Source organism: Helicobacter pylori NQ4053 (assembly GCF_000274605.1).
Lineage (GTDB): Bacteria > Campylobacterota > Campylobacteria > Campylobacterales > Helicobacteraceae > Helicobacter > Helicobacter pylori_CV.
The window spans coordinates 177,001-198,476 of record NZ_AKNV01000002.1 but is presented as its reverse complement, the minus strand read 5'-3'; the positions used below and the strand labels follow the sequence as shown (position 1 = coordinate 198,476).

Sequence of the window (21,476 nt, the reverse complement as noted above, 5' to 3'; positions counted from 1 at the left end):
GTGGGTTCTATAAAAGATATTATACAAGCTTATAATAGCGTGGTTAAAGTGATTGATGAAGATGCTTCAAATCAAGATGACAGGGCATATGGCGGAGTTATAAGAAGCGCTAAAGGCAAATTACTAGAAAATATCAGCGAAGAGATTGTAAAAATAGCATGGCAAAATATTGGCGCTAAAGCTAATAGGCTTGAAATAAATTCTAATAAAATAAAAATTCCTATCAAAGATAGCTATATAGAAAGTATAGTTAACAAACAAGTAAGGGCATATATATTAGAGCGTAAGAAAGATTATTATTACGGATTGAGCGTTGATAAACATATATTTGTGGACAATCAATTGGTTATGGGGATAGAGTGTAAAGCCTATACGGAAAATGCTATGCTAAAGCGAATACTAGTAGATTTTCATCTCCTTAAAACTTTATATCCAAATATATCTTGTTATTTATTTCAGCTAGAAAGTCAATTAGGAGGGGATTATTCAGCTTTGCCAGAAACCCTATTGGGATCAAAACCCACGCATTCTATAATGAGCTACTTTGAAAGCGTGAATCTAAATATAGTAACCTTACTCAAAGGCGAAAGAGACATAAACCAACCCATACACAAAAATTTCAAACCTTTAGATGAACAAATTCTCAATAAAACAATCAAACTAATGGAGAATGAATTGAAAGTTTATTTGTAGCAGTTAGTGTGAATCCCACTAAATCCACACCAACTTAGATGCGATCTCAACCGCTATTTTTTTCTGGGGTTTCGTTTTAAGAAATCGTCAGCGATTTCATTGAATGTTACCCAACGCACGCCCTCGTGCTTGTTGATATGCTCAATGATTTTTTCATGCATGAGCAACACTTGCGGGCGGGCGCTCACATCAGGGTGGATTGTCATGCTAAACACCGCATAATCCATCTCACGATAAACCCAATCAAATTGATCGATCCACATTTGCCCTATATCGCGTGGGCTTACAAAACCAAAACTATTGGGGGATTTTTTGATAAACATCATCGGCGGTAAATCGTCCAAATACCAGTTCGCAGGGATTTCCACCAGATCGGTTTCCACCCCACGGATTAAAGGCTTCATCCAATCCTTGGCTTCCAAACTATAATCAATCTTGCTCCAACTATCCCCCACGCGCACATAATAGGGCGTGAAATCATTGTGCATGAGCGAGTGGTCGTATTTGAAGCCGTGTTTTAAAAGCAATTCATTAGTGATATTAGAAAACTCCCACCACGGTGCCACATAGCCTGTGGGGGCTTTGCCGGTGAGATCTTTAATCAACTCAACGCTTTTTAACAAAACATCTTCTTCTTGCTTGGCCGTCATAGCGATAGGGTTTTCATGCGAATACCCATGTGCACCCACTTCATGCCCTGCATCCACGATCATTTTCATTTGCTCTGGAAAAGTTTCAATAGAATGCCCCGGCGCAAACCAAGTCGCCGGGAGATGGTATTTTTTAAACAATTTCAAAAGCCGTGGGATCCCCACTTCCCCAGCAAAAAGCCCGCGCGAAATATCATCAGGCGAATCCTCCCCACCATAGCTCCCCAGCCAACCAGCCACCGCATCAATATCCACGCCATAAGCCACTAAAATTTCTTTTGCCATAATCGCTCCTTTTTAAGTGAGTTTTCCAAACCCCTTTTTGGTGAGTTTGGTGTCAAAATCTTGTAAATAGGGGATTTTTTGGCGTTGCAGTGCCACTTCGTTCAAATCCATTTCAGCGATAATGACTTCATTAAGCTTGGTGGCTTGCGCGATGATTTTCCCATTGGGCGCAATGATTCTTGAATCACCGGCAAATTCTAGCGTTTGTTTTAATTGGGCGTTAGTTTCTTCCCCACTATGATTGCACGCGCACACAAAACAGCCATTTTCTAACGCTCTAGCTTTGCTCAATAAATCCCAATTATAAGCCCTAGCTTTACCAAACGCGCTAGGATAGATTAAAACCTCTGCCCCTTGTAACGCTAACAGATTCGCGCCCACGCCAAAGCCGATTTCATAGCAAATTTGCAAACCCACTTTCGCGCTAAAATCCCCAAAATCCAGCGTAAAAACCTCGTATTTTTTACCCCTTTTGAAGCGCGATTTTTCATCGCCCCACAAATAGATTTTACGATGCTTGCCAACGATCCCGCCTTTTGGTGGAATGATATAAGCGCTGTCGTAAAGTTTTTTATTTGTTTTTTCAATGCTACACGCTACTAGATACACTTTATTAGACTTTGCAAAATCGCTTAACGCTCTCAAAGTCTCGCTTTTTAGCTCGCCATGCTCTATCGCTTTAAGATTTATCCCAAAATCCGCATCCTTATCATTCACGCAATAACCGCTATCAAACAATTCCGGTAAAACAATGAGATTCGCACCTTTATTGTGGGCTTCTTTGGCTAGGTTGAGCGCTAATTGCAGGTTTTCATTTAAGGCGTAGGGTTTGGATTGCATTTGAATCACAGCGGTTTTTAGGATTCTTTTGGCGGGATTTTTTGTTTTCAAGATCCACTCCCATTTTTGTTTTTATTGTATAGGATTAAAAATTAAAAGAGGATTAAATGGGTTAAAATCCATGTGAGTTTGTGTCAAAACTTACCATTATTATTCAAAAATCGTAATAACGCGCTAGAGAGCGAGCTCACAAACACGCCAATAAGAAAGATTAACCCGTTAAAAAGATGCAAGAATAAAAGCACTCCTAAAATGCCTAATAAAACCCCATACCCCCCTAAACGCCACACATTGAAAGACATTTCCAAACCCAGAGCAAATTTTTGGAATTTTTGCTTTTCTTCTTTTTCTCCATTTTGTTTCCTTAAATCCAAACGCTTTTTAACGCCATGATACGAAGACAACGCCACGATAAAAAACCCTAAAAACCCCCCTTCAAAATTCAAAACCCCTTGAAACGCTTGGAAAAAATAAACGATAATCGCGCTAACTATATTGATAAAAAGTAAAATAAGCAAGCATTGGATTTGGCACATGGGATTTGATTGGATTTATTTTGTTTTATTTTGTGTGTATTTGGGATCTTTGGCTAGTTCTTCATAGTCTTTTTGCATGTTTTTATAAGCCTTATAGACATTGAGAAAGCTCGCTAACACGCCCCAAATAACCCCAAGCCAAAAAAGCCACGAAATGTGAGTGAGCTTTTTAAGCCCATAGCCTATAGCCACGCCCATAAGGATCGCTACCACCATAGACAGCCCTAAGCTCAAATAATTCGCCCCCTCTATGAATTTATAATACTTTGGCTTTTTCAAAAATTCACACGCCCTTTATGATTTCATCAAAACTTTCATCGGCTTTTGCGATCGTAAAATCAATCATCTCTTCAGTCATAGGCTCACAAATAAAGCCGGTTTCAAAGCTTGAACATGCCAAATACACGCCCTTAAAAAGCATTTTTTGATGGAATTTTGCAAACATTTCTATATCGCTTTTTAAAGCGTCATCAAAATCACGCACCGCATTTTCGTTAAAGAAAAAGCCAAACATGCTCCCTCTGTTGAGCGTCTCTAAAGCGATATTATAGCTTTGAGCGCTCTTTTTTAAACCTTGAGTCAAACGAACGGCTAAAGCGTTCAAGCGGGTATAAAGGGTTTTGTCTCTTTTGATTTTATAAAGCGCACTCAACCCTGCGCACACCGCTAGGGGGTTACCGCTCAAAGTGCCTGCTTGATACACGCTTCCAATGGGCGAAAGCAAGTCCATAATTTCTGCACGCCCTCCAAAACACGCCAAAGGAAGCCCCGCACCTATCACCTTACCAAAGGTTACCAAATCCGGCACAACGCCATAAAATTCTTGCGAACCGCTCAAACTCGCTCTAAACCCGCTCATCACTTCATCTAAAATCAGCACCGCTTGGTATTTTTCACACAAAGCCTTTAAGCCCAATAAAAACTCTTTTTGAGCCGGCACTAACCCCATATTCCCGGCAATGGGTTCAATGATGACGCAACCCACATCGCCTTTTTTAAAACATTCTTCTGTGGAGTTTAAATCGTTATAACGGGCCACTAGAGTGTGTTTGCTAAAATCGTTCGGCACGCCTAAAGAAGAAGGAGATCCAAAAGTAGCGCACCCGCTACCCGCTTTCACCAATAAGGAGTCGCTATGCCCATGATAACACCCTTCAAACTTGATCAAATCGTCTTTTTGGCTATAAGCTCTAGCGAGTCGTATCGCGCTCATGGTCGCTTCTGTGCCGCTATTCACTAAACGCACCTTATCTAAGCCTTCATAACAAGAAATGATTTCCTTAGCTAAAGTGGTTTCTAATTCTGTGGGAGCGCCAAAAGAAGTGCCTTTTTTTAATGCATTAATAATATTTTTTTCAATCTCTTCATCAGCATGCCCAAAAATCAAAGGCCCCCAACTTTGCACAAAATCTATATAATGGTTGTTATCCACATCATAAAGATACGCCCCCTTACCCTTTAAAATAAAGGGGGGAGTGCCTTTAACGCTCTTAAACGCCCTCACAGGTGAATTGACCCCCCCAGCGATCACCTGCTTGGCTTCATTAAAATCATTAATGCTGTGCAACAACTCCATGATTTTACATTATCCCTTAATCATGCTTTCAAATTGGATTTCCACTTGCGACCAAGTCAAGCCCTCATGAAAACTTTCGCATCGTTTAGCCAAGCTCGCTAATTCGTTTTTCAAGCCAAAATTCAATAAATCCAAAACCCCTTTAACCACGAGCTTATCATCAGCAATCGTGTATTGCATAGGCACTTTCACCAGCTTTTCATTCATCCTCACATAAGCCGTAAGAGAACCTGCATGATCGCCTTCTATCACATTTCTAAAAGTTACTTTGATGTTAGTGTTTTTAAAAAGAGCGAAAAAAGCTTCTTTGACATTTTTATTTTTCAATTCATCGCCTAAATTGACTTTCAAGCTATCCATGCTCGCACTCGCTCCCTCTAAAAGGGTTTTTAAACTATCTTGAGATTTACCCAATTTATAGGTGATGCTTTCAAAACTCCCATTTACTGGTGTTTTAGCCTTAGATTTAAAGGCTGTCCATGTTAGCTTAGCCGAAGATAAATCCAAATTCACCGCTTGCAAAAACCCTGCTAGTAAAACCGATACCAAAACCATTTTTTTCATTCATTATCCTTTAATGTGGTCTTATCAATAACGCCTATTATTTTAGTGTAAACAAGCACGCTTACAACTAAAACGATTCATTTTGATAATCATTTGCACTCTAAATACGACTTAAAGATACAATTGCGTTTATTTTAAACTCTTTTTGTAAATAATGCTGACTGAAACAAACTTTCTGAACCATTCATAAAAAAGATTAAAGCGCATGGCTATCGCTATCATCTTGAATACAAAACAATTCATGGCGATCGGAGTTTCAGCCTGAAGCCATCTTCATGCAAATCGCCTTGCTCTAAAAGCTCATCCGCGCTAGGGCTGGAATAATGTTTGGCTAAAATAATGAAATAGGCGTTATTATGCACCCCAATGAGATTAGGCTGGAAATAGGGGAAAGTTTCAGGGTTTAGAATCCATGTTGCGGCTTTGTTATACGCCACAGAGAGCCTTTGCCCGGCTCCACTACCCCACAAATCATACCCGTTCTCAAAAAGCAATTCGCCTGATATGGTTAGCGCAAGAAGCGCGAAATTGGTATAAGCTATCCCCTTAATGCCCTTTGTAGGGCCGCCATGATAATCGCTCGTATCGCTCCTAGTGATCGCGCTAGCAATAACCCCATTCTCATCTATGGCTTTAAACACCCACTCCTGCCACCGATTAGCGCTATTTTGCAAAAGGGTATGATCGTCTAACGCTAGCGCAGAGCTCACATCAAAAAGAATGCCCCACGCCCCATGGTTAGTGTTAAGAGCCGATTGAGAATACTGACGCATCCGCTTAACGAAGTCTTCGTATTCTGGGCTAGGAAACGCCTTTTTGACAAACCAATAAGCCATGTTCATATAAGGCATGTAAAAATTGATATTGTCCTCGCTTTGATAAGTATCCACGCTTTGAAGCTCTTTAGCCCAAGCGTTTAAAATTTCTATAGCTTTTAAGCCGTATGGTTTGTTTTGGCTCACTAAATAGCCTAGCGCTAAGTCATAAGACATGAGAGCGGATTTTTTAAAACTCTTTGTGCAAGAATCAGGCTCTCTAACCCCGGTAGAAGTGTAGTGTTTTGATGCGTTAAGTTGCGCGCATGGCTGTATTGTTTGGGAGAGCTTTTTATCAAGATGGAGTTTTTGGGGCAAATCTCTAGATTTAAAATCCCTAAAAAAGTAATCTTGATCGGCGTAAGCTTGAACGCAAACACAAACACCCATGAGTGATAAAAACAAAACAAATCTTTTCATTCCACGCCTTTATTTTAATGGTTTAAAAATAGCGTTTTAGGGTAACGCTTTTAACAACACAAATTTAAGCGCATGCGTATTAAGAGCACTAATTGCTGAAAGGGGCAAGACAAAGAGCGCTGATTTTTCATTAGGGTTATTTTCAAAATCGCTGGTTAAATTGGGGTGCAAAAACCCTAAATACGGCTCTAAATCAAACGCCTCTAATTTTTGCGCTTCTAAGTTTAAAAAGGCGCAAAAATCCTTAGCCATCTTATCAATGTTTTCTACAACATCGCATTTATTGAGCAACACCCCAAAAGGCTTATTAGCCAAAGCGGGTGAAAATTTTTCCAACTCCAACCTCAAGCGTTGGTATTGCTCTTTAATACCCAAATCCAGCCTGGAAGCGTCTAAAACAAAGGCTAGAACTTTGGTGCGTTCAATATGCTTTAAAAAGCTAATCCCTAAGCCTTTTCCCTGACTAGCCCCTTCAATAATGCCAGGAATATCAGCCATTAGAAATCCGCTTTTCTCATCTACGCTCACAACCCCTAAATTAGGCACTAGAGTCGTAAATTCATAATTAGCGATTTTAGGCTTAGCGTTAGAGATGGTGGAAATGAGCGTGGATTTACCCGCATTAGGGAAGCCCACCAACCCTATATCAGCGATGAGCTTTAATTCCAAACGCACGCATTTTTCAACCCCCTCTAAGCCTTTTTGCGCATAAGTGGGTTGTTGTTTAGTCGCGCTTTTAAAATGTGCATTCCCTAACCCCCCCTTGCCTCCTTTTAAGGCTAACACCCTTTCTTTAGGCGTGATCAAATCAAGCCACAACTTGTCATCTGCAAAAACCTGCGTTCCTGGCGGCACGACAATAATTTTGTCTTCGCCCTTTTTGCCTGCACAATTCCGTGTGCCTCCTGGAGCCCCGTTTTTAGCCTTATGGTGTTTGGTGCCTCTAAAACCCGCTAAAGTATCGGTATTGTTATCCACTTCAAAATACACATCGCCTCCATCGCCTCCATCGCCTCCATCAGGGCCTCCCTTGATAACAAATTTTTCTCGCCTAAAACTCACCATTCCAGGCCCCCCCTTACCCGAAGCGATGATAATTTCCACGCTATCTACAAACACAGCTTAATACCCTTTCTTTTATTCAGCAAATCTTTGCATGGATTTTTCCAAATGCGGCACCGCATTGAGTAATTTCTGCGTATAAGGGTGCTTTGGAGCGCTTATCACGCTATCCACATCCCCCGTTTCTACGATTTGCCCCTGATTCATCACGATGATTTTATCGCTAATATGCTCCACCACCCCTAAATCATGGCTGATAAAAATATAAGTCAGCCCCATTTCTTTTTGCAAATCCAAGAGCAAATTCAACACTTGCGCTTGAATGGACACGTCTAGCGCAGACACAGGCTCATCGCAAATCACCACGCTAGGATGCAAAATGAGCGCCCTAGCAATGCCGATTCGCTGCCTTTGACCGCCTGAAAATTGGTGGGGGTAACGATCGATCCATTCTAATTTCAAGCCCACTTTTTGCATGATCTCTAGCACTTTGGCTTTGATTTCTTTTTTTGAAAAATGAGAATTTAACAGCAAGGGTTCAGCGATAATCTCGCCCACTTTCCACCTTGGATTCAGGCTAGAATAAGGGTCTTGAAAAATCATTTGCACCTTTTTGCGGTAATCAAACCAATCCTGTTTGCTAAAATGCAAATGGCGCTTACCATTGAAATAAATCGCCCCGCTATCTTGCCTTTCAATCCCGGCTAAAATTTTGGCTGTCGTGCTTTTCCCGCAACCGCTCTCCCCCACAATGCTTAAAACTTCATTTTGTTCCACTTCAAAACTGATCCCGTTGAGTGCATGAATCACTCTTTTAGGCTTGAATAACCCCCTGTCTATCGCATAGGATTTTTTCAATTCTTTAATTTCTAAGAGCTTCATCGTAACTCCTTTGGAAAACTCAAATAATCTATATTTTCATCCACGGTTTCTAAGCGTTTTTTGCGGTATTCTTTGCCCGGTTTAGGAATCGCGCTCAAAAGAGCTTTGGTATAAGGGTGTCTTGGATCAGCGAAAAGCTCTTTCGCGCTCGCTTGCTCCACCACATGCCCTTTATACATCACCACCACTTCATCAGCGATTTGCGCCACCACGCCTAAATCGTGGGTGATAAACAAAATAGAAGTGCCTTTTTTTTGTTGCAATTCCTTCATCAATTCTAAAATCTGCGCTTGAATGGTTACATCTAACGCTGTCGTCGGCTCATCAGCGATCAAGATTTCAGGCTCACACACCATAGCCATAGCGATCATCACCCTTTGGCGCTGCCCCCCGCTGAGATTGAAAGGGTATTCGTGGTATTTATCCCCAGCATGGGGAATGCCTACGCGCTCTAACTCATAGACCACCCTTTCTAAGCGTTCTTTTTTATTAAGGCTTGGGTGGTGGATTTTCAACACTTCATTGATTTGAAACCCCACCGTGTAGGAAGGGTTTAGGCTTGTCATAGGCTCTTGAAAGATCATGCCAATTTTTTTACCTCTGATTTCTTTTTGTATTTGCTTTTCTTTGAGCTGCAACAAATCCTGCCCTAAAAATTGAATGCTTCCCCCTACAATTTTCCCGGGCTTTTCAATCAACCCCAAAATAGAAAGCGAAGTGATGCTTTTCCCGCTCCCGCTCTCCCCTACAATACAGAGCGTTTGAGACTTTTTCAGGCCAAAACTCACGCCATCCACCGCTTTATTCACGCCCTTATCGGTGAAAAAATAAGTTTTTAAATCTTTAACTTCTAAAATCATGCAAGCTCCTTTTAAGAGGCGCGTTTAGGATCTAAAGCGTCCATGATGCCATCGCCTACCAGATTAAAACTCATAACCGTTAAAAAAATCATCACCCCAGGGAAAACAAGCATCCAAGGAGCGGTAGCGATGTATTGCATGGAGTTCATCAGCATCGCTCCCCATTCAGGTTTGGGAGGTTGGGCCCCAAGACCTAAGAAGCTCAGCGCGGCCGCTTCTAAAACCGTGGAAGCAAAACCCATTGTCGTTTGCACGATCAAAGGGATAATGCAATTAGGGAAGATCACCTTACACATTAAACGAAGATGCGAAGAGCCATTGATTTTAGAAGCGATCACGTATTCTTTTTCTTTTTCGCCTAGCACAGAACTGCGCACCAATCTTGCAAACCCAGGAATCCCCACAAACCCAATAGCAAGCATGGCGTTAGTGAGTGAAGGCCCTAACACAGCGACCACAATCACGATCAATAAAATAGAGGGCAAAGCGAACATGATGTCCATGATACGCATGATAATTGCATCTGTTTTCCCCCCAAAATACCCCGCTATCAGCCCTAGTATCGTGCCAAAAAAGACCGCAATCCCCATAGAAACAATCCCTATGGTTAAAGAAATCCTAGCCCCATAGATCAAGCGGCTCAAAATATCGCGCCCCAAATCATCGGTGCCTAAAAGGTATTTAGCATTCCCCCCATGCTCCCATATAGGCTTTAAAAGGCGATCTTGCGCGTTTTGGACATAAGGATCATGCGGGGCTAAAAGGGGTGCAAAAATCGCGCAAATTACCAATAAAAGCACAATCCATGCCCCAACGACCGCCGCCTTATTTTTTTTGAATTGTTGGATAAATTCTCTAAAAGACTCCATTATGACAACCTTATTCTAGGATCAATAAAAGCGTATAAAATATCCACTAAGAGATTAGCCCCAATATACATCATGGCAATAATCAAAGACATGGACTGGATAATCGGGAAATCGCGCTGGTTGAGCGCATTAACGATCCACTTACCAATCCCAGGCCATGAGAAAACCGTTTCAGTTATCATGCTTCCCCCTAAAAGCCCAGCCAGCATCAAGCCTGCGATAGTCGTTACAGGGATTAAAGCGTTACGCAAAGTGTGCACAAAAATCACCCTAAAGGAGCTGCACCCCTTAGCTTTAGCGGTGCGCACATAATCTTCTTTAGACACTTCTGCCATGCTCGCGCGAGTCATCCTGGCAATAACAGCGGTAGAAACCGTGGCTAACACAATGCTAGGCAAAATCAAGTGCTTGATCGTATCCACAAACGCCCCATAATCCCTTGCGATCAGGCTGTCTATCAAATAAAGACCTGTGGGGCCATCTAAATAATACACATCGCTCAAACGCCCAAAAACAGGCAACCACCCCAATTGCACGCTAAAAATATAAATCAGCATAAGCCCTAGCCAAAACACGGGCATAGAAATCCCGGCTAAAGCGAAAGTCATGCTAGAATAATCAAACACGCTATAGCGTTTGATTGCAGCTAACACGCCAACGCTAATACCCAAAACAAGAGCCATAAACAGAGCGATCAAAGCCAATTCCACCGTAGCCGGGAAGCGTTGCCAAAACTCATGCATCACAGGCTCACCAGTCATGATAGAAGTGCCAAAATTGCCATGCAACACATTATTGATAAAGAAAAAATACTGCTCTATCAAAGGCTTATTCAAACCAAATTGTTCCCTTAAAGCGTCAATAGCGGCTTGATTGGCCTTTTCGCCTAAAATCACTAACGCCGGATCTCCTGGCATTAAATGCACCATCATAAACACGATAATGCTCACTCCAAACAGCGTGGGGATCGCCCACAAAATACGCTTAATGATAAAACTCAGCATGCAACCCCTTTCATTTTTCTAAATACACCTTAAAGAAGCGATTCACGCTCACTCCGGTCGTCTTATAGCCTTTGACTTTAGACAAGTGCGGCACCACTGAATAAGGATAGGCTAAAGGCACATAGGGCGCATCTTTATGGATAATTTCTTGAGCCTTTAAATAAAGGGCTTCTCTCTCCTTTTGATCCGAAACCCGTTTAGCCTTTATGAGCAGATCGGAAAAGGCGTCGCTCTTATAAAAAGAACCATTTTGAGTGGGTATGGCTGAGGCGGCTTGCTTGCTCCATAAGGTGTATAAGAAATTATCCGGATCCGCAATGTCTGCCATCCAGCCTGCAAACGCCATTTCATGTTCGCCTAATCCCGTTCTTTTCAAATAAGCCCCCCACTCATACACTTCAATTTTCACATCAATTCCAATTTTAGCCAGGCTTGCTTGTATGAACACCGCTCCTTTTGGGTTACGAGTGGCAGTGGTAAAAATGGTGGTTTTAAAGCCGTTAGGATACCCCGCTTGTTTCAACAACTCCTTAGCCTTTTTCAAATCGTATTCATAGGGTTTGATGTTGTAGTTATAACCCCATATGGTGGGCGGGAAAGGATTGACCATTTTTTGGGCAAAGCCTTCATAAATCACCTTAATGTAATCATCCACATTAATCGCATGATTGATAGCCAAACGCACCAAAGGGTTGTTAAAATACTTTTTTTGCGTGTTCAATGAAAGCCAATTAGCGATCAACCCAGGGCTTTTATCCACCACGACATTAGGAAGTTTTTCTAACTGCTCCACTTCATTGAGATTAGGCCCGGTCATTAGCATGATTTCACCGGTTCTTAACGCTAAAGCACGAGTGGAAGAATTAGGAATGGTGCGCACCACCACCTTATCCAAATAAGCTTTAGGCCCCCAATAATCCTGATTTTTTAAAAGAATGATTTTCTCATCTTTATTCCATAAAAAGAATTTGAAAGGCCCTGTCCCAACAGGTTTTTTAGCCAACTCGTCTTTTTTATTATTTTGTTCTAAATAATCAGCATAATCCTTACTCAAAATGCTCAAAAAGTCCATGCCTAAATTCGCTAAGAAAGGGGCTTCTGGCCCATTAAGCGTGAATTTAATCGTGTAATCATCTAAAGCTTCAATGCTCTTGATAATATGAGACATGCCCATGCCTTCCCAATACTTATAGCTTTTAGCCCCCGGGCTATAGTATCGTTTAGCCTTATCCATTTGGCGCTCAAACGAAAACAGCACGTCTTTAGCGCTAAACTCCACTTTTTTATTCCAATACTTCGTCTGGTGGAAATAAACCCCTTTGCGTAAATGAAAGGTATATACAAGACCATCTGGGGATATGTCCCAGCTTGTCGCTAAGGCGGGTTCAATTTCTGTGGTGCCGTATTTGAATTGCACGAGTGTGTCATAAATATTGCCTGTTGCCACATAGCTTTCGCCATCAGTCACTAAGGCCGGATCCATGCTCGAGCCATCAGCACCTCTTGCAAAAACCAAAACGCCTCCAAAACGCTTTTGCTCTTCAACAGAAATATTTTCTTTAGATGGATTAAGAGTAGCGTTTGGGCTTTCTGAAGCTTTCAAAAAAGACCCAAACAATAAAAGAAAAAAAAACAAACCCTTAACAAAAACATTATTCATAAGCCAATCTCCACAACAAATTCTATAAAGGATAGAGATCTAAATTATAAATATTTTATTGCGTTTATAGGCGTTTAACGAACACCTAAAGGTTTAATTGACCTTTAAAGGTTACCCTACTCCCCAAAATTTTGACTAACCACAGAAACTTTTTTGCGGTTTCTGTCTTTATGCTCAAACTTCACAACGCCATCTATGAGCGCGTATAAGGTATGGTCTTTCCCCATGCCTACATTATTACCGGGGTGCATTTTAGTGCCTCTTTGGCGCACGATAATATTCCCTGCTCTCACAAATTCTGAGCCAAATTTTTTCACGCCTAAGCGTCTTCCTGCAGAATCTCTGTTATTCTGCGTGCTCCCTTGACCTTTCTTGTGTGCCATTGTTTAATACTCCTTATGCTACAATTTTAGTGATTCTCACACGAGTGAAATCTCTTCTAAAACCACGCTTGGTTTTGCTGTCTTTTCGGCGGCGTTTTTTGAAAGTGATGACTTTTTTGCCGCGCCCTTCATTGATCACTTCCGCTTCAATTTTAGCCCCATTCACAAAGGGTTTCCCGCAAGAGAGTTTGCCCTCTTTGGATACGGCTAACACTTCCACTAATTCCACTAAAGCCTTAGGCTCTTTATTTATTTTATCTAGTAAAACAATATCGCCTTCAACGACTTTATATTGCTTACCGCCATGCTTGAATATTGCGTATGACATTTCTATTCCTTAAAAATTGAACGCTCTTTTTAAAATAAACGCTTATTATAGTGAGTATTTGCTAAAATTTAACTTTAAATTTAGATTAAATTCACATTAAAAGAATTTTTTTACTCAAAAACACCCCATTTAACCCGCCATTATTACCCCGCATTGCCCCACTCACAATTGTTATTAACTTGTTTTGGAATACTTTTAGCTTGTTTGTTAAAAAACCAATAAGGATTTGATCATGCGCGTTACCTTTGGCTCAAAATACAACCAAATGAATAACTATCAAAACGCTTTACAAAATAAAATCAACGACGCTAACACGCAGATCGCTTCAGGGCTAAAAATCCGTTATGGTTATCAAAACAGCGACATTAACAACCAGAATTTAAAATTCCAATACGAAGAAAACACCTTGGATCAAGGCATTGATGTGGCTCAAAACGCTTACACTTCAACGCTCAATACCGACAAAGCCTTGCAAGAATTTTCTAAAACGATGGAGGCGTTTAAAACCAAACTCATCCAATCCGCTAACGATGTGCATTCAGAAACTTCTTGCGCCGCTATCGCTAACGATTTAGAACGCTTGAGGGAGCATATGATAAATGTTGCTAACACTTCTATAGGGGGGGAATTTTTATTTGGGGGCAGTAAGGTGGATAGACCTCCCATTGATAGCGAGGGGAAATACCATGGCAATGGCGAAGATTTAAACGCGCTTATTAGCTCTGATAACCTTGTGCCTTATAATATCAGCGGGCAAGATTTGTTTTTGGGCACCGATAAAGACAAACACAAACTCATTACCACCAACATTAAATTATTCAATCAAAACAAGCTCCACCCTGATGTGATGGACGCTTTAGAGCATTCTTCATTGCCTGAGGAAGTTTTTATTAAACCTAGCGATACCTTGCGAGAACTCATCGGCGATAACGACAAAGACCCCACTAATGACCCTAAAGAGTTTTTTTATTTGCAAGGCGTTAGGCCTGATGGCTCTAGTTTTAAAGAAAAATTCGCGCTCTCTAAAGCCTACCAAAACAAAGAGAGTGCCTCTAAAGTGAGCGATTTGTTGGATAAAATCGGTCATGCTTACGGGAACACTTCACAAAATAAAGTCGTGGATGTGAGTTTGAACAATTGGGGGCAAATTGAGATCAAAAACCTAACCCCCGGCAGTGAAAATTTGGATTTTCATTTGATTTCTAGCGATGGGGATTTTGATGATTTAGACGCCTTGCGTTCGAGCGGCAAAAGGGTTACTGAATACGTCAAAAGCGCGTTTGTAACGGATAGGAGTTTGAGCCAAGTTAAAGCGGTGCCTAACATGTATAATCCCAAGGTGCTTGAAATCCCTAGCGTGTTTGTCACTAAAGATAATGTTTTAGCCAACAAAAACACCAAATTGAGCGAGATTTTTGGCGATAAGGTGGAAACTTTAAAAATCAACGCCAGCCGTTTGGGCGATGAAAGCGCTCTTCAAATCCCAAACCTCCCTATTGATTTGGATATTCCCATTCTTTTAGATGTGAAAAACTCTACGATTAAAGATTTGAAAGACGCGATTAAAGAACGCTTCAATAATGAAGTGGATGTGGAAATTGAAACGAACGGGCGTTTGAGGATTATTGACAATTCTTCTAAAGAATCGCCTATTTCTTTGGCTTTAAGCACCCTGGATCAAAAAGGGCTAGAAGTGGCCGGTATCCCTACTAATAATGCGAGCGAATACCAAAAAACCTATTTCAATAAAGAAGGGGCGAAATTAGAAAGCAATGTCGCTCAAATCGCTCAAAATGGCGCAGCTAATGGCTCTACTAAACTGAGTGAAGTCTCTAAGGGGAGTTTGGAAAATAGCGTTTTTAACATGAAATTAAACGATGTGAATGGCTTATTTTTGGAAGCGCAAATAAATTTGGATAATAATGGGGCTTTTTTGAGTTTGCCTAATGGCGTTAAAATCCCGCTTTATGACCCCACAACCGCTAACATTCAAGCGTCTAAACCCAATGAAGTCACTTACAGGCAGCTCATGGATGCGATGAGTATCGCGCTCAATTACAGCAATACTGACCCTGCAATCTACCAACAAATCAGCGATAACCCCACTTCAAAAGAAAGCAAGGAGCGATTTATTGGATTGTTAAAACAAGCTAAAGACAACCTTTCTGTTAATTTGAATGAAGAGGGAAAAGTCATTATCCAAGACAACATGCATTCAAACACCAAAATGCAGTTCATGCTTTTTGATAAAGACGCGAATGATTTTTCTCAAAACGCCTTGCACAGCGACAAACCAAGCCTTAAATTAAACGCTAATAACGCTCTGATTATTGACAAGCCCAGCGTGAATTTTTTTGATCAATTAGAAAGTACCATCACTTCTGTGAGAAAAGGGATTTATCGCCCGGACGCTTTAGGGGATACTTATTCTAGCGACATGCGTAATTTAGGCATTCAAAACGGCATCACCCTTATAGATCACTTGAGCGATCACATAGAAAAAATGATCGCTAAAAACGGCTCTCATGGTAAGGCGTTTGAGAACATTATCAGGCGTAATGAAGTTTTAAAAACGCAAGTTCAAAGCATTCGTGGGGAAACGACCGGCACGGATATGGCAGAAACTTACAATAAATTTTCCAATCTCACTAACAACTATAACGCCGTTCTGGCTTCCACGAACAAAATCAATAATTTGTCTTTAACGAAATATTTGTAGTCTTTTGGTGGTTTTTAAGCGTTCTAAAAAGAGATATTAAAATGCTTTAAGCTTCTATGAAGCCCCCCTCCTTTCGCCCCTTATTTCGTGGGCAAATCGCCCACAGGACAAGCGGCCACACCCACGCTTGGGCGAGTGATTTTTTCTACATTTTCTTGAGCTTTTTTGGGGTCATTAACCCAAGTTTTATAGAACTCAAAAGGGCATTCCGCCACACCCTTATCCCCATCGCCACTAGCAAAAACCCCACTATAACCTCTGTGCAAGAGTTTGAAGAGTTGGTTTTGGCTTTGGTCGTATTTCCTCGCATCACGGATTTGTTGCACAGAAAGTTGAGCGTATTGAAGGCCATTTTCTTCTTCCCCGCATTCGCCCAAAGTATGCCCATCAAAACCAATAATGCTAGAATGCCCAAAATAGGAATACACCCCATCAAAGCCGGTCGCATTCGCTACCGCTACATAACATTGATTAGCCCACGCCATAGCTTTCACTATCGCAATTTGTTGCTCCTTAGCCGGATACATGTAACCTTGACAGCGTACAATGAGTTCTGCCCCACGCATCGCGCAATCGCGCCAAATTTCAGGGTAGTTCCCATCATCGCAAATGATCAAAGAAACTTTCAAGCCCTTAGGTCCATCAACCACATAGGTTTTATCCCCAGGATACCAACATTCAATAGGGCACCAAGGCAAGATTTTGCGGTATTTTTGCACGATCTCACCCTTATCATTGACAAGAATCAAAGTGTTATAGGGATTCTTTTTAGCTTGCTCGTGTTTTTCCCCAGTTAAAGAGAACACTCCCCAAACCTTGTTTTTCTTACAAGCCTCAGCAAGGATTGCGGTTTCTTCCCCAGGAATACTCGCAGCGGTGTCAAACATTTCTTGTCTATCATACATGATCCCATGCGTGCTGTATTCGGGGAAAATAATCAGATCCAATCCGGGCAGACCTTGTTTGACCCCACCAATCACCTTAGCGATATTGCGACAATTTTCCAACACCTGTTCTTTAGTGTGGAGTCTAGGCATCTTATAATTAACTACCGCTACACCCACAGTATCTGGGCTGCTACTAATATCTCCATGTCTCATGTTATGTTCCTTATTTTTTGATGAGAGTTCCTACAAACCCTCTATTTGGATTTATAAAATAATTGTGTAAATGGATCTATAATAAATATAAAAACTTTAATCATTATGATTATTGTGAGCGAGTTTTAACTTTTTTGCTCCATTGGGTAACCTATTATTCCCACTTCCACTAAGCCATATAGCGCATTAATGCAATAGATTTTAGCCGCTCTTTGCAAGTCTTGCAATTTTAAAGGGGCATGCTCAACAAGACCCTTTTTTAACAACCCCACAACACCCGTCCCGTTTAACGCGCCCGTGCTGAAATAAGGGGTTAAAAGCCTGTTGTGGATTTCTAAAATAAGATTACTCCTAGCGCCCTCAGTGAGTTCCAAATCCTGGTTATAAAAGATTTCATCAAAAATAACGCCTTTTTTAATGAGCGCTCGAGCCTTTTGATAAAAAGGGGCGTAAGTGGTCTTATGGTATAAAAAATCATTGTGTTTGTCAATGGGGGCTTCACTCAAACGGATTTCTAGGCTTTTTAAAGGCTCTAAAGTTTTGTATTCTTTAATGAGCTTGCCCTTTTTATTGAGTAAAACCCTTAAAACCCCTTCTTTTTCCAATTCAAAGTCCAAAAGATTTTCATCGTATTTGAAATTAAAGTATTGAGCGCTATTCATTAAGCGTTCTTTATGGGCGTTTTTATTGTTAATCTCTAATTTTTGATCCCTTTTGATAACTTTCATCGTCTCTATAATCTCAAATTCTATTTTAGGCATCACAAAAAAGGATTTTAAAAAGCTCTCTTCATATTCCTTTGAAGCTTTACTTTTATAAGTTACCCCACTCCCTACCCCCAAATGCAAAAAATCTTCGCGCGTTCTTTTTTCTAAAGTGCGGATAGGCACGCTAAAAAGGGCTTTTTTTTCTTCAACCATGCCTATCGCCCCGCAATACACCCCCCTAGGGCGTTTTTCTAAATATTCAATGATTTGCATGGTTTTTATTTTAGGGCACCCGGTCACAGAGCCGCAAGGGAACAACGCCTTAAAAATCTCAAACAAGCTGGTTTTTAGGGGCAATTGAGCTTCAATCTCGCTTATCATTTGATACACGCTCGGCAAACTGATGATTTCAAACAATTGATTGACTTTCACGCTATTTTTTAAGGCCAAGCGGCTCAAATCGTTACGCAGTAAATCCACAATCATCACATTTTCACTTCTGTTTTTGTCATCATTTTGCAAAAACAATCGGTTTTTTTCATCTATCAAGGGGTTATTTGAGCGAGCGATCGTGCCTTTCATGGGTTTTGTGATAATCTTAATCGCTGTGTCCAAAAACTCTAATTCAAAAAACAATTCCGGCGAAAAGCTTAAAACGCTCCCAAACTCATTTTCTATCAAAGCCTTAAAAGGCGTGTTTTGGTTGTGTACCACTTCCTTAAAAACGCACTTTGGTTTGGCTTTGGTGTTTAACAATAAATCCATTGTCAAATTCACCTGATAGGTATCGCCGTTTTTGAGATGTTCTTTAACGGCTTTAAACTGCTTGAAATAAGTTTCTTGATCTAAAGAGCTGTGGATTTTAGGGTAAAACGCATGCTCTTTTAAAGGCTCTAAAGAGTATTTTTTTCTTTCTAAGAATTGTTCAAAATACAAAAAAGGGGTTTGGCTTTGAAAAGTTTCATCTAAAAACGCTAAACGCGCTTCGTATAAAAGATACCCCACAAAATACCCATTACCCCTATTTTGAGAGATGAAATCCAGGGCGTTTTTAAGCTCATTAAGATTAGTAGCGGTGAGTTTTTTAACGCTTTTTTGATATTTAAAATCCCCAAAAATCATTTAATTTCTAGCAATCGCTTCGTATTTGTCTATCAAAAACACCGGGTTATAGCTCATTTTAGACCTTCTTAAGCCCTCTAATCCCAGATCTTCTTCTCTGTTAGCGTAAGTTAGATGGCTAAATTCATTCAAAAGCAATTGCTGGTTGATGATTTGATACGCGCCTGCAATATCTGCGCGGGCTTTTTCAATGTGAATGAGCGCGGTCTCTTCGTTTAAAACTTCCCCAAAACTAAACGAGGCTATTTCCCCATTAACCCTAATAAGCCCCCCTTTCACATCCAAGCTTTCATAATTTTCCAAAACGCTTTGAATGCCCTTATTTTCATTGATTAGCCCTATATCATCAGTCTGGCTTTCTAAAAACCACTCTTTGGAGGCTTCTAAAACTTCCTTTTTATTTTGAGGAGAAATTTTTTCATAAACAAAATTCGCGCAATTGGTTAAAAACTGGTTTAGGTGGTTTTTTTTCTTATGGTATTTTTTCCCTTTTAAAGCGATCAATTCTTCAATAGAATAAACATAATCGCTCCTGTCTCGGTTGTAAGTGAAATCAAACACCCCTACAAAATTGTCTTTTAAATCGTCTCTTTGCTCTAAAGTCAAAGAGTGGAATCTTAAATTTTTTTCTAATTTCAAAAGCTCTTTTACGCATTCATGCGGCCTCTTACCGATAGGATAGAAATAAAAGGGTTTTTGATTTTCATAAGTGGTTTGAATCACCAAGCAATCCCTAATCACCGCCACTTGAATGAGCCTTGCGTGCTGCCATAAGAAACAATTGGTAAAACTCACATCCGATAAAACGATTTTTTGAGTTTGTAAAAACCTTGAAAACAAGTCCTTATGCGCTAGGGTAATTTCTTCAAACATAACAACTCTCTTTTATTTTTTTAACTCTTTTAGGGCGTTTTCTTGAAATTTTCTAGAAATCTTAAAAACCTCTGCATAAAAACCCGTAAGAATTTCTTCATTCAAATGCTTGAAATCCCTTTGGCTGAGTCGTTTTAAAATTTCTCGCTCTCTTTTAGGGCAATAAATGGGGCTTTCTTGTTTGATGAGAGCGATTTTTAAAGCGATTTCTAAGCGTTTGTCTAAAAGATCGCTCAATTCATTATCCAACGCATCAATTTCAGCCCTTAAATTTTCTAAAAGACTATCCAAATTCTTTTGCATCTGATCAAACCCCTTTTAAGCTTTCTTCTTCTAACCGCCATAAATCTTCTAAAGCCTCTCTTTTTCTTATCACTCTGATTTTATGATCTTCTAGGGCTAATTCTAAGAGTTTGGGGCGCGAATTGTATTGACTGGCCATGCTAGAGCCATAAGCCCCAACCTTTTCTATGACTAATTTATCGCCTGGCTCTAATTCTGGCAAATGGGCGTCTTTTAAAAAAGTGTCGCTGCTCTCACACACAGGCCCTACCACATCGCAAGGCGAAATCTCACGCCCCTTAGAGGGCGTTATAACCCTTATGGCATGCTTAGCATGATACAAACTCGGGCGTAAAAAATCATTCATGCCCGCATCTACAATCACAAAGCGCTTGTTTTGAGCCTTTTTTTCATACAAAACCTGCGTGATCAATTCCCCACTCTCAGCCACGATGGATCGGCCCGGCTCACAAATAATCGTCAAATCCAAGCCTTGAAGCGTGTTTAAAATCCCTTGCGCGTAATCATAAAGCTTAATCGTTTCTTCATTTTCATAGCTCACGCCAATGCCTCCGCCCACATCAAAAAAACGCAAATCTATCCCTAGCGCGATCAAAGATTTAGCGATTTTGGCCACCTTTTGGCTCGCTTCTATAATCGGCTCTAAATCTAAGAGCTGTGAGCCGATATGAAAATGCACGCTAACAGGCTCTAAAAACGCGCTTTTTTTAGCCCAAAGAAACATTTCTAAAGCTTCTTTTTCTCCCACGCCAAACTTATTTTCTTTCAAACCGGTAGAAATATAGGGGTGCGTTTTAGCGTCAATGTTGGGGTTGATTCGAATGGAAATCCTAGCCTTTATCCCTAAAGATTGAGCGATTGTTTCAATCGTTTTTAATTCCATAAAACTTTCTACATTTAAAAATAAAATGTTGAGTTTTAGGGCTTGTTCTATTTCAAACGCGCTCTTACCCACCCCGCTAAACACGATCCTATAAGGCTTGATCCCAGCTTTTAAAGCCCTATATATCTCGCCTATGGAAACGCAATCCGCCCCACTCCCTAAATGCGCCAATAAAGAGAGAATACTCAAATTGGAATTCGCCTTTAAAGCGTAGCAAATCAAAGATTTACGCCCCTTAAACGCTTCTTTATAATTCAAAAAAGCCTGTTTGATTTTGTCAAAATCATAGAGGTAAAAAGGGGTTTTGTGAGTTTGAAACAGCTCTTCATAATTAAACATAGA

The 21,476-nt window shown here is 40.6% G+C and carries 22 protein-coding genes; 2 read left to right on the top strand and 20 right to left on the bottom strand.

Annotated elements, in window-relative coordinates; genetic code table 11:
- The gene (locus AYS37_RS01890) at positions 1–693 is read left to right on the top strand and encodes a hypothetical protein (protein ID WP_000534807.1); all 693 of its coding nucleotides are present in this window, start codon (positions 1–3) and stop codon (positions 691–693) included.
- A 53-nt stretch (positions 694–746) separates the two neighbouring features.
- Here AYS37_RS01890 and AYS37_RS01885 read toward each other — a convergent pair whose 3' ends face one another.
- The 15 genes from AYS37_RS01885 to rplU all read right to left on the bottom strand — a co-directional run bounded on the left by AYS37_RS01885 (position 747) and on the right by rplU (position 13,427).
- Complete coding sequence (locus AYS37_RS01885) at positions 747–1,628, bottom strand: polysaccharide deacetylase family protein (protein ID WP_001040401.1); 882 nt, start codon at positions 1,626–1,628, stop codon at positions 747–749.
- A 12-nt stretch (positions 1,629–1,640) separates the two neighbouring features.
- Entirely contained in the window at positions 1,641–2,519 is an 879-nt protein-coding gene (locus AYS37_RS01880) for a carbon-nitrogen hydrolase family protein (RefSeq protein WP_000850720.1), read from the bottom strand.
- 83 nt (positions 2,520–2,602) lie between these two features.
- A complete protein-coding gene (locus AYS37_RS01875; protein ID WP_000336463.1) occupies positions 2,603–3,004 on the bottom strand; it encodes a hypothetical protein in 402 nt (133 codons plus the stop codon).
- A 15-nt stretch (positions 3,005–3,019) separates the two neighbouring features.
- Complete coding sequence (locus tag AYS37_RS01870) at positions 3,020–3,283, bottom strand: AtpZ/AtpI family protein (protein ID WP_000743087.1); 264 nt, start codon at positions 3,281–3,283, stop codon at positions 3,020–3,022.
- Between the two features lie 4 nt (positions 3,284–3,287).
- Positions 3,288–4,580 carry a glutamate-1-semialdehyde 2,1-aminomutase gene (gene hemL / locus AYS37_RS01865; RefSeq protein ID WP_000421506.1) on the bottom strand — a complete coding sequence of 431 codons (1,293 nt, stop codon included), beginning with the start codon at positions 4,578–4,580 and terminating at the stop codon, positions 3,288–3,290.
- Between the two features lie 9 nt (positions 4,581–4,589).
- Positions 4,590–5,144, bottom strand: coding sequence for a YceI family protein (locus AYS37_RS01860; RefSeq protein WP_000738933.1), 555 nt, complete (start codon positions 5,142–5,144; stop codon positions 4,590–4,592).
- Between the two features lie 239 nt (positions 5,145–5,383).
- On the bottom strand, positions 5,384–6,379 hold the full coding sequence (locus AYS37_RS01855; protein ID WP_000819999.1) for an alginate lyase family protein: 996 nt from the start codon (positions 6,377–6,379) through the stop codon (positions 5,384–5,386).
- A gap of 36 nt (positions 6,380–6,415) precedes the next feature.
- Complete coding sequence (gene obgE / locus AYS37_RS01850) at positions 6,416–7,498, bottom strand: GTPase ObgE (RefSeq protein WP_000497171.1); 1,083 nt, start codon at positions 7,496–7,498, stop codon at positions 6,416–6,418.
- A gap of 18 nt (positions 7,499–7,516) precedes the next feature.
- On the bottom strand, positions 7,517–8,323 hold the full coding sequence (locus AYS37_RS01845; RefSeq protein ID WP_000770466.1) for an ABC transporter ATP-binding protein: 807 nt from the start codon (positions 8,321–8,323) through the stop codon (positions 7,517–7,519).
- The gene (locus AYS37_RS01840; protein WP_000599847.1) at positions 8,320–9,183 is read right to left on the bottom strand and encodes an ABC transporter ATP-binding protein; all 864 of its coding nucleotides are present in this window, start codon (positions 9,181–9,183) and stop codon (positions 8,320–8,322) included. Before AYS37_RS01840 ends, AYS37_RS01845 begins: the two co-directional genes overlap by 4 nt.
- A gap of 11 nt (positions 9,184–9,194) precedes the next feature.
- Complete coding sequence (locus AYS37_RS01835) at positions 9,195–10,052, bottom strand: ABC transporter permease (protein ID WP_000443357.1); 858 nt, start codon at positions 10,050–10,052, stop codon at positions 9,195–9,197.
- Positions 10,052–11,056: an ABC transporter permease gene (locus AYS37_RS01830; protein ID WP_000947969.1), complete on the bottom strand. Its 1,005-nt coding sequence runs from the start codon at positions 11,054–11,056 to the stop codon at positions 10,052–10,054. Before AYS37_RS01830 ends, AYS37_RS01835 begins: the two co-directional genes overlap by 1 nt.
- Positions 11,057–11,066: 10 nt before the next feature.
- Positions 11,067–12,716 (bottom strand): ABC transporter substrate-binding protein, encoded by a 1,650-nt coding sequence (locus tag AYS37_RS01825; protein WP_001066807.1) that lies wholly within the window; start codon positions 12,714–12,716, stop codon positions 11,067–11,069.
- 116 nt (positions 12,717–12,832) lie between these two features.
- The gene (gene rpmA / locus AYS37_RS01820) at positions 12,833–13,099 is read right to left on the bottom strand and encodes a 50S ribosomal protein L27 (RefSeq protein ID WP_000940618.1); all 267 of its coding nucleotides are present in this window, start codon (positions 13,097–13,099) and stop codon (positions 12,833–12,835) included.
- Positions 13,100–13,112: 13 nt separating this feature from the next.
- Complete coding sequence (gene rplU, locus AYS37_RS01815) at positions 13,113–13,427, bottom strand: 50S ribosomal protein L21 (RefSeq protein WP_000119313.1); 315 nt, start codon at positions 13,425–13,427, stop codon at positions 13,113–13,115.
- Positions 13,428–13,659: 232 nt separating this feature from the next.
- Between rplU and flgL the strand changes: the two genes are divergently transcribed.
- Entirely contained in the window at positions 13,660–16,146 is a 2,487-nt protein-coding gene (gene flgL, locus AYS37_RS01810; protein ID WP_001266635.1) for a flagellar hook-associated protein FlgL, read from the top strand.
- 80 nt (positions 16,147–16,226) lie between these two features.
- On the opposite strand, the gene AYS37_RS01805 is transcribed toward flgL, so the two are convergent.
- From AYS37_RS01805 to lysA, 5 genes are all read right to left on the bottom strand, one after another.
- Positions 16,227–17,246 carry an aliphatic amidase gene (locus tag AYS37_RS01805; protein ID WP_001215706.1) on the bottom strand — a complete coding sequence of 340 codons (1,020 nt, stop codon included), beginning with the start codon at positions 17,244–17,246 and terminating at the stop codon, positions 16,227–16,229.
- A 125-nt stretch (positions 17,247–17,371) separates the two neighbouring features.
- Entirely contained in the window at positions 17,372–19,075 is a 1,704-nt protein-coding gene (locus AYS37_RS01800) for a bifunctional chorismate-binding protein/class IV aminotransferase (RefSeq protein ID WP_000576033.1), read from the bottom strand.
- Positions 19,076–19,948, bottom strand: coding sequence for a DUF2156 domain-containing protein (locus AYS37_RS01795; RefSeq protein WP_000461313.1), 873 nt, complete (start codon positions 19,946–19,948; stop codon positions 19,076–19,078).
- Positions 19,949–19,960: 12 nt separating this feature from the next.
- On the bottom strand, positions 19,961–20,251 hold the full coding sequence (locus AYS37_RS01790) for a chorismate mutase (protein ID WP_001171384.1): 291 nt from the start codon (positions 20,249–20,251) through the stop codon (positions 19,961–19,963).
- A 4-nt stretch (positions 20,252–20,255) separates the two neighbouring features.
- The gene (lysA, locus tag AYS37_RS01785) at positions 20,256–21,473 is read right to left on the bottom strand and encodes a diaminopimelate decarboxylase (protein ID WP_000483601.1); all 1,218 of its coding nucleotides are present in this window, start codon (positions 21,471–21,473) and stop codon (positions 20,256–20,258) included.
- Positions 21,474–21,476 lie beyond the last annotated feature (3 nt).

Excerpts from the sequence above, each read along its gene's own strand:
- AYS37_RS01840 (WP_000599847.1), bottom strand. The coding sequence starts at position 9,183 with ATGATTTTAGAAGTTAAAGATTTAAAAACTTATTTTTTCACCGATAAG.
- AYS37_RS01835 (WP_000443357.1), bottom strand. The coding sequence starts at position 10,052 with ATGGAGTCTTTTAGAGAATTTATCCAACAATTCAAAAAAAATAAGGCG.
- AYS37_RS01805 (WP_001215706.1), bottom strand. The coding sequence starts at position 17,246 with ATGAGACATGGAGATATTAGTAGCAGCCCAGATACTGTGGGTGTAGCG.
- AYS37_RS01830 (WP_000947969.1), bottom strand. The coding sequence starts at position 11,056 with ATGCTGAGTTTTATCATTAAGCGTATTTTGTGGGCGATCCCCACGCTG.
- AYS37_RS01885 (WP_001040401.1), bottom strand. The coding sequence starts at position 1,628 with ATGGCAAAAGAAATTTTAGTGGCTTATGGCGTGGATATTGATGCGGTG.
- AYS37_RS01790 (WP_001171384.1), bottom strand. The coding sequence starts at position 20,251 with ATGCAAAAGAATTTGGATAGTCTTTTAGAAAATTTAAGGGCTGAAATT.
- hemL (WP_000421506.1), bottom strand. The coding sequence starts at position 4,580 with ATGGAGTTGTTGCACAGCATTAATGATTTTAATGAAGCCAAGCAGGTG.
- AYS37_RS01845 (WP_000770466.1), bottom strand. The coding sequence starts at position 8,323 with ATGAAGCTCTTAGAAATTAAAGAATTGAAAAAATCCTATGCGATAGAC.
- AYS37_RS01800 (WP_000576033.1), bottom strand. The coding sequence starts at position 19,075 with ATGATTTTTGGGGATTTTAAATATCAAAAAAGCGTTAAAAAACTCACC.
- lysA (WP_000483601.1), bottom strand. The coding sequence starts at position 21,473 with ATGTTTAATTATGAAGAGCTGTTTCAAACTCACAAAACCCCTTTTTAC.
- rplU (WP_000119313.1), bottom strand. The coding sequence starts at position 13,427 with ATGTCATACGCAATATTCAAGCATGGCGGTAAGCAATATAAAGTCGTT.
- flgL (WP_001266635.1), top strand. The coding sequence starts at position 13,660 with ATGCGCGTTACCTTTGGCTCAAAATACAACCAAATGAATAACTATCAA.
- rpmA (WP_000940618.1), bottom strand. The coding sequence starts at position 13,099 with ATGGCACACAAGAAAGGTCAAGGGAGCACGCAGAATAACAGAGATTCT.
- AYS37_RS01795 (WP_000461313.1), bottom strand. The coding sequence starts at position 19,948 with ATGTTTGAAGAAATTACCCTAGCGCATAAGGACTTGTTTTCAAGGTTT.
- AYS37_RS01860 (WP_000738933.1), bottom strand. The coding sequence starts at position 5,144 with ATGAAAAAAATGGTTTTGGTATCGGTTTTACTAGCAGGGTTTTTGCAA.
- AYS37_RS01855 (WP_000819999.1), bottom strand. The coding sequence starts at position 6,379 with ATGAAAAGATTTGTTTTGTTTTTATCACTCATGGGTGTTTGTGTTTGC.
- AYS37_RS01875 (WP_000336463.1), bottom strand. The coding sequence starts at position 3,004 with ATGTGCCAAATCCAATGCTTGCTTATTTTACTTTTTATCAATATAGTT.
- AYS37_RS01825 (WP_001066807.1), bottom strand. The coding sequence starts at position 12,716 with ATGAATAATGTTTTTGTTAAGGGTTTGTTTTTTTTTCTTTTATTGTTT.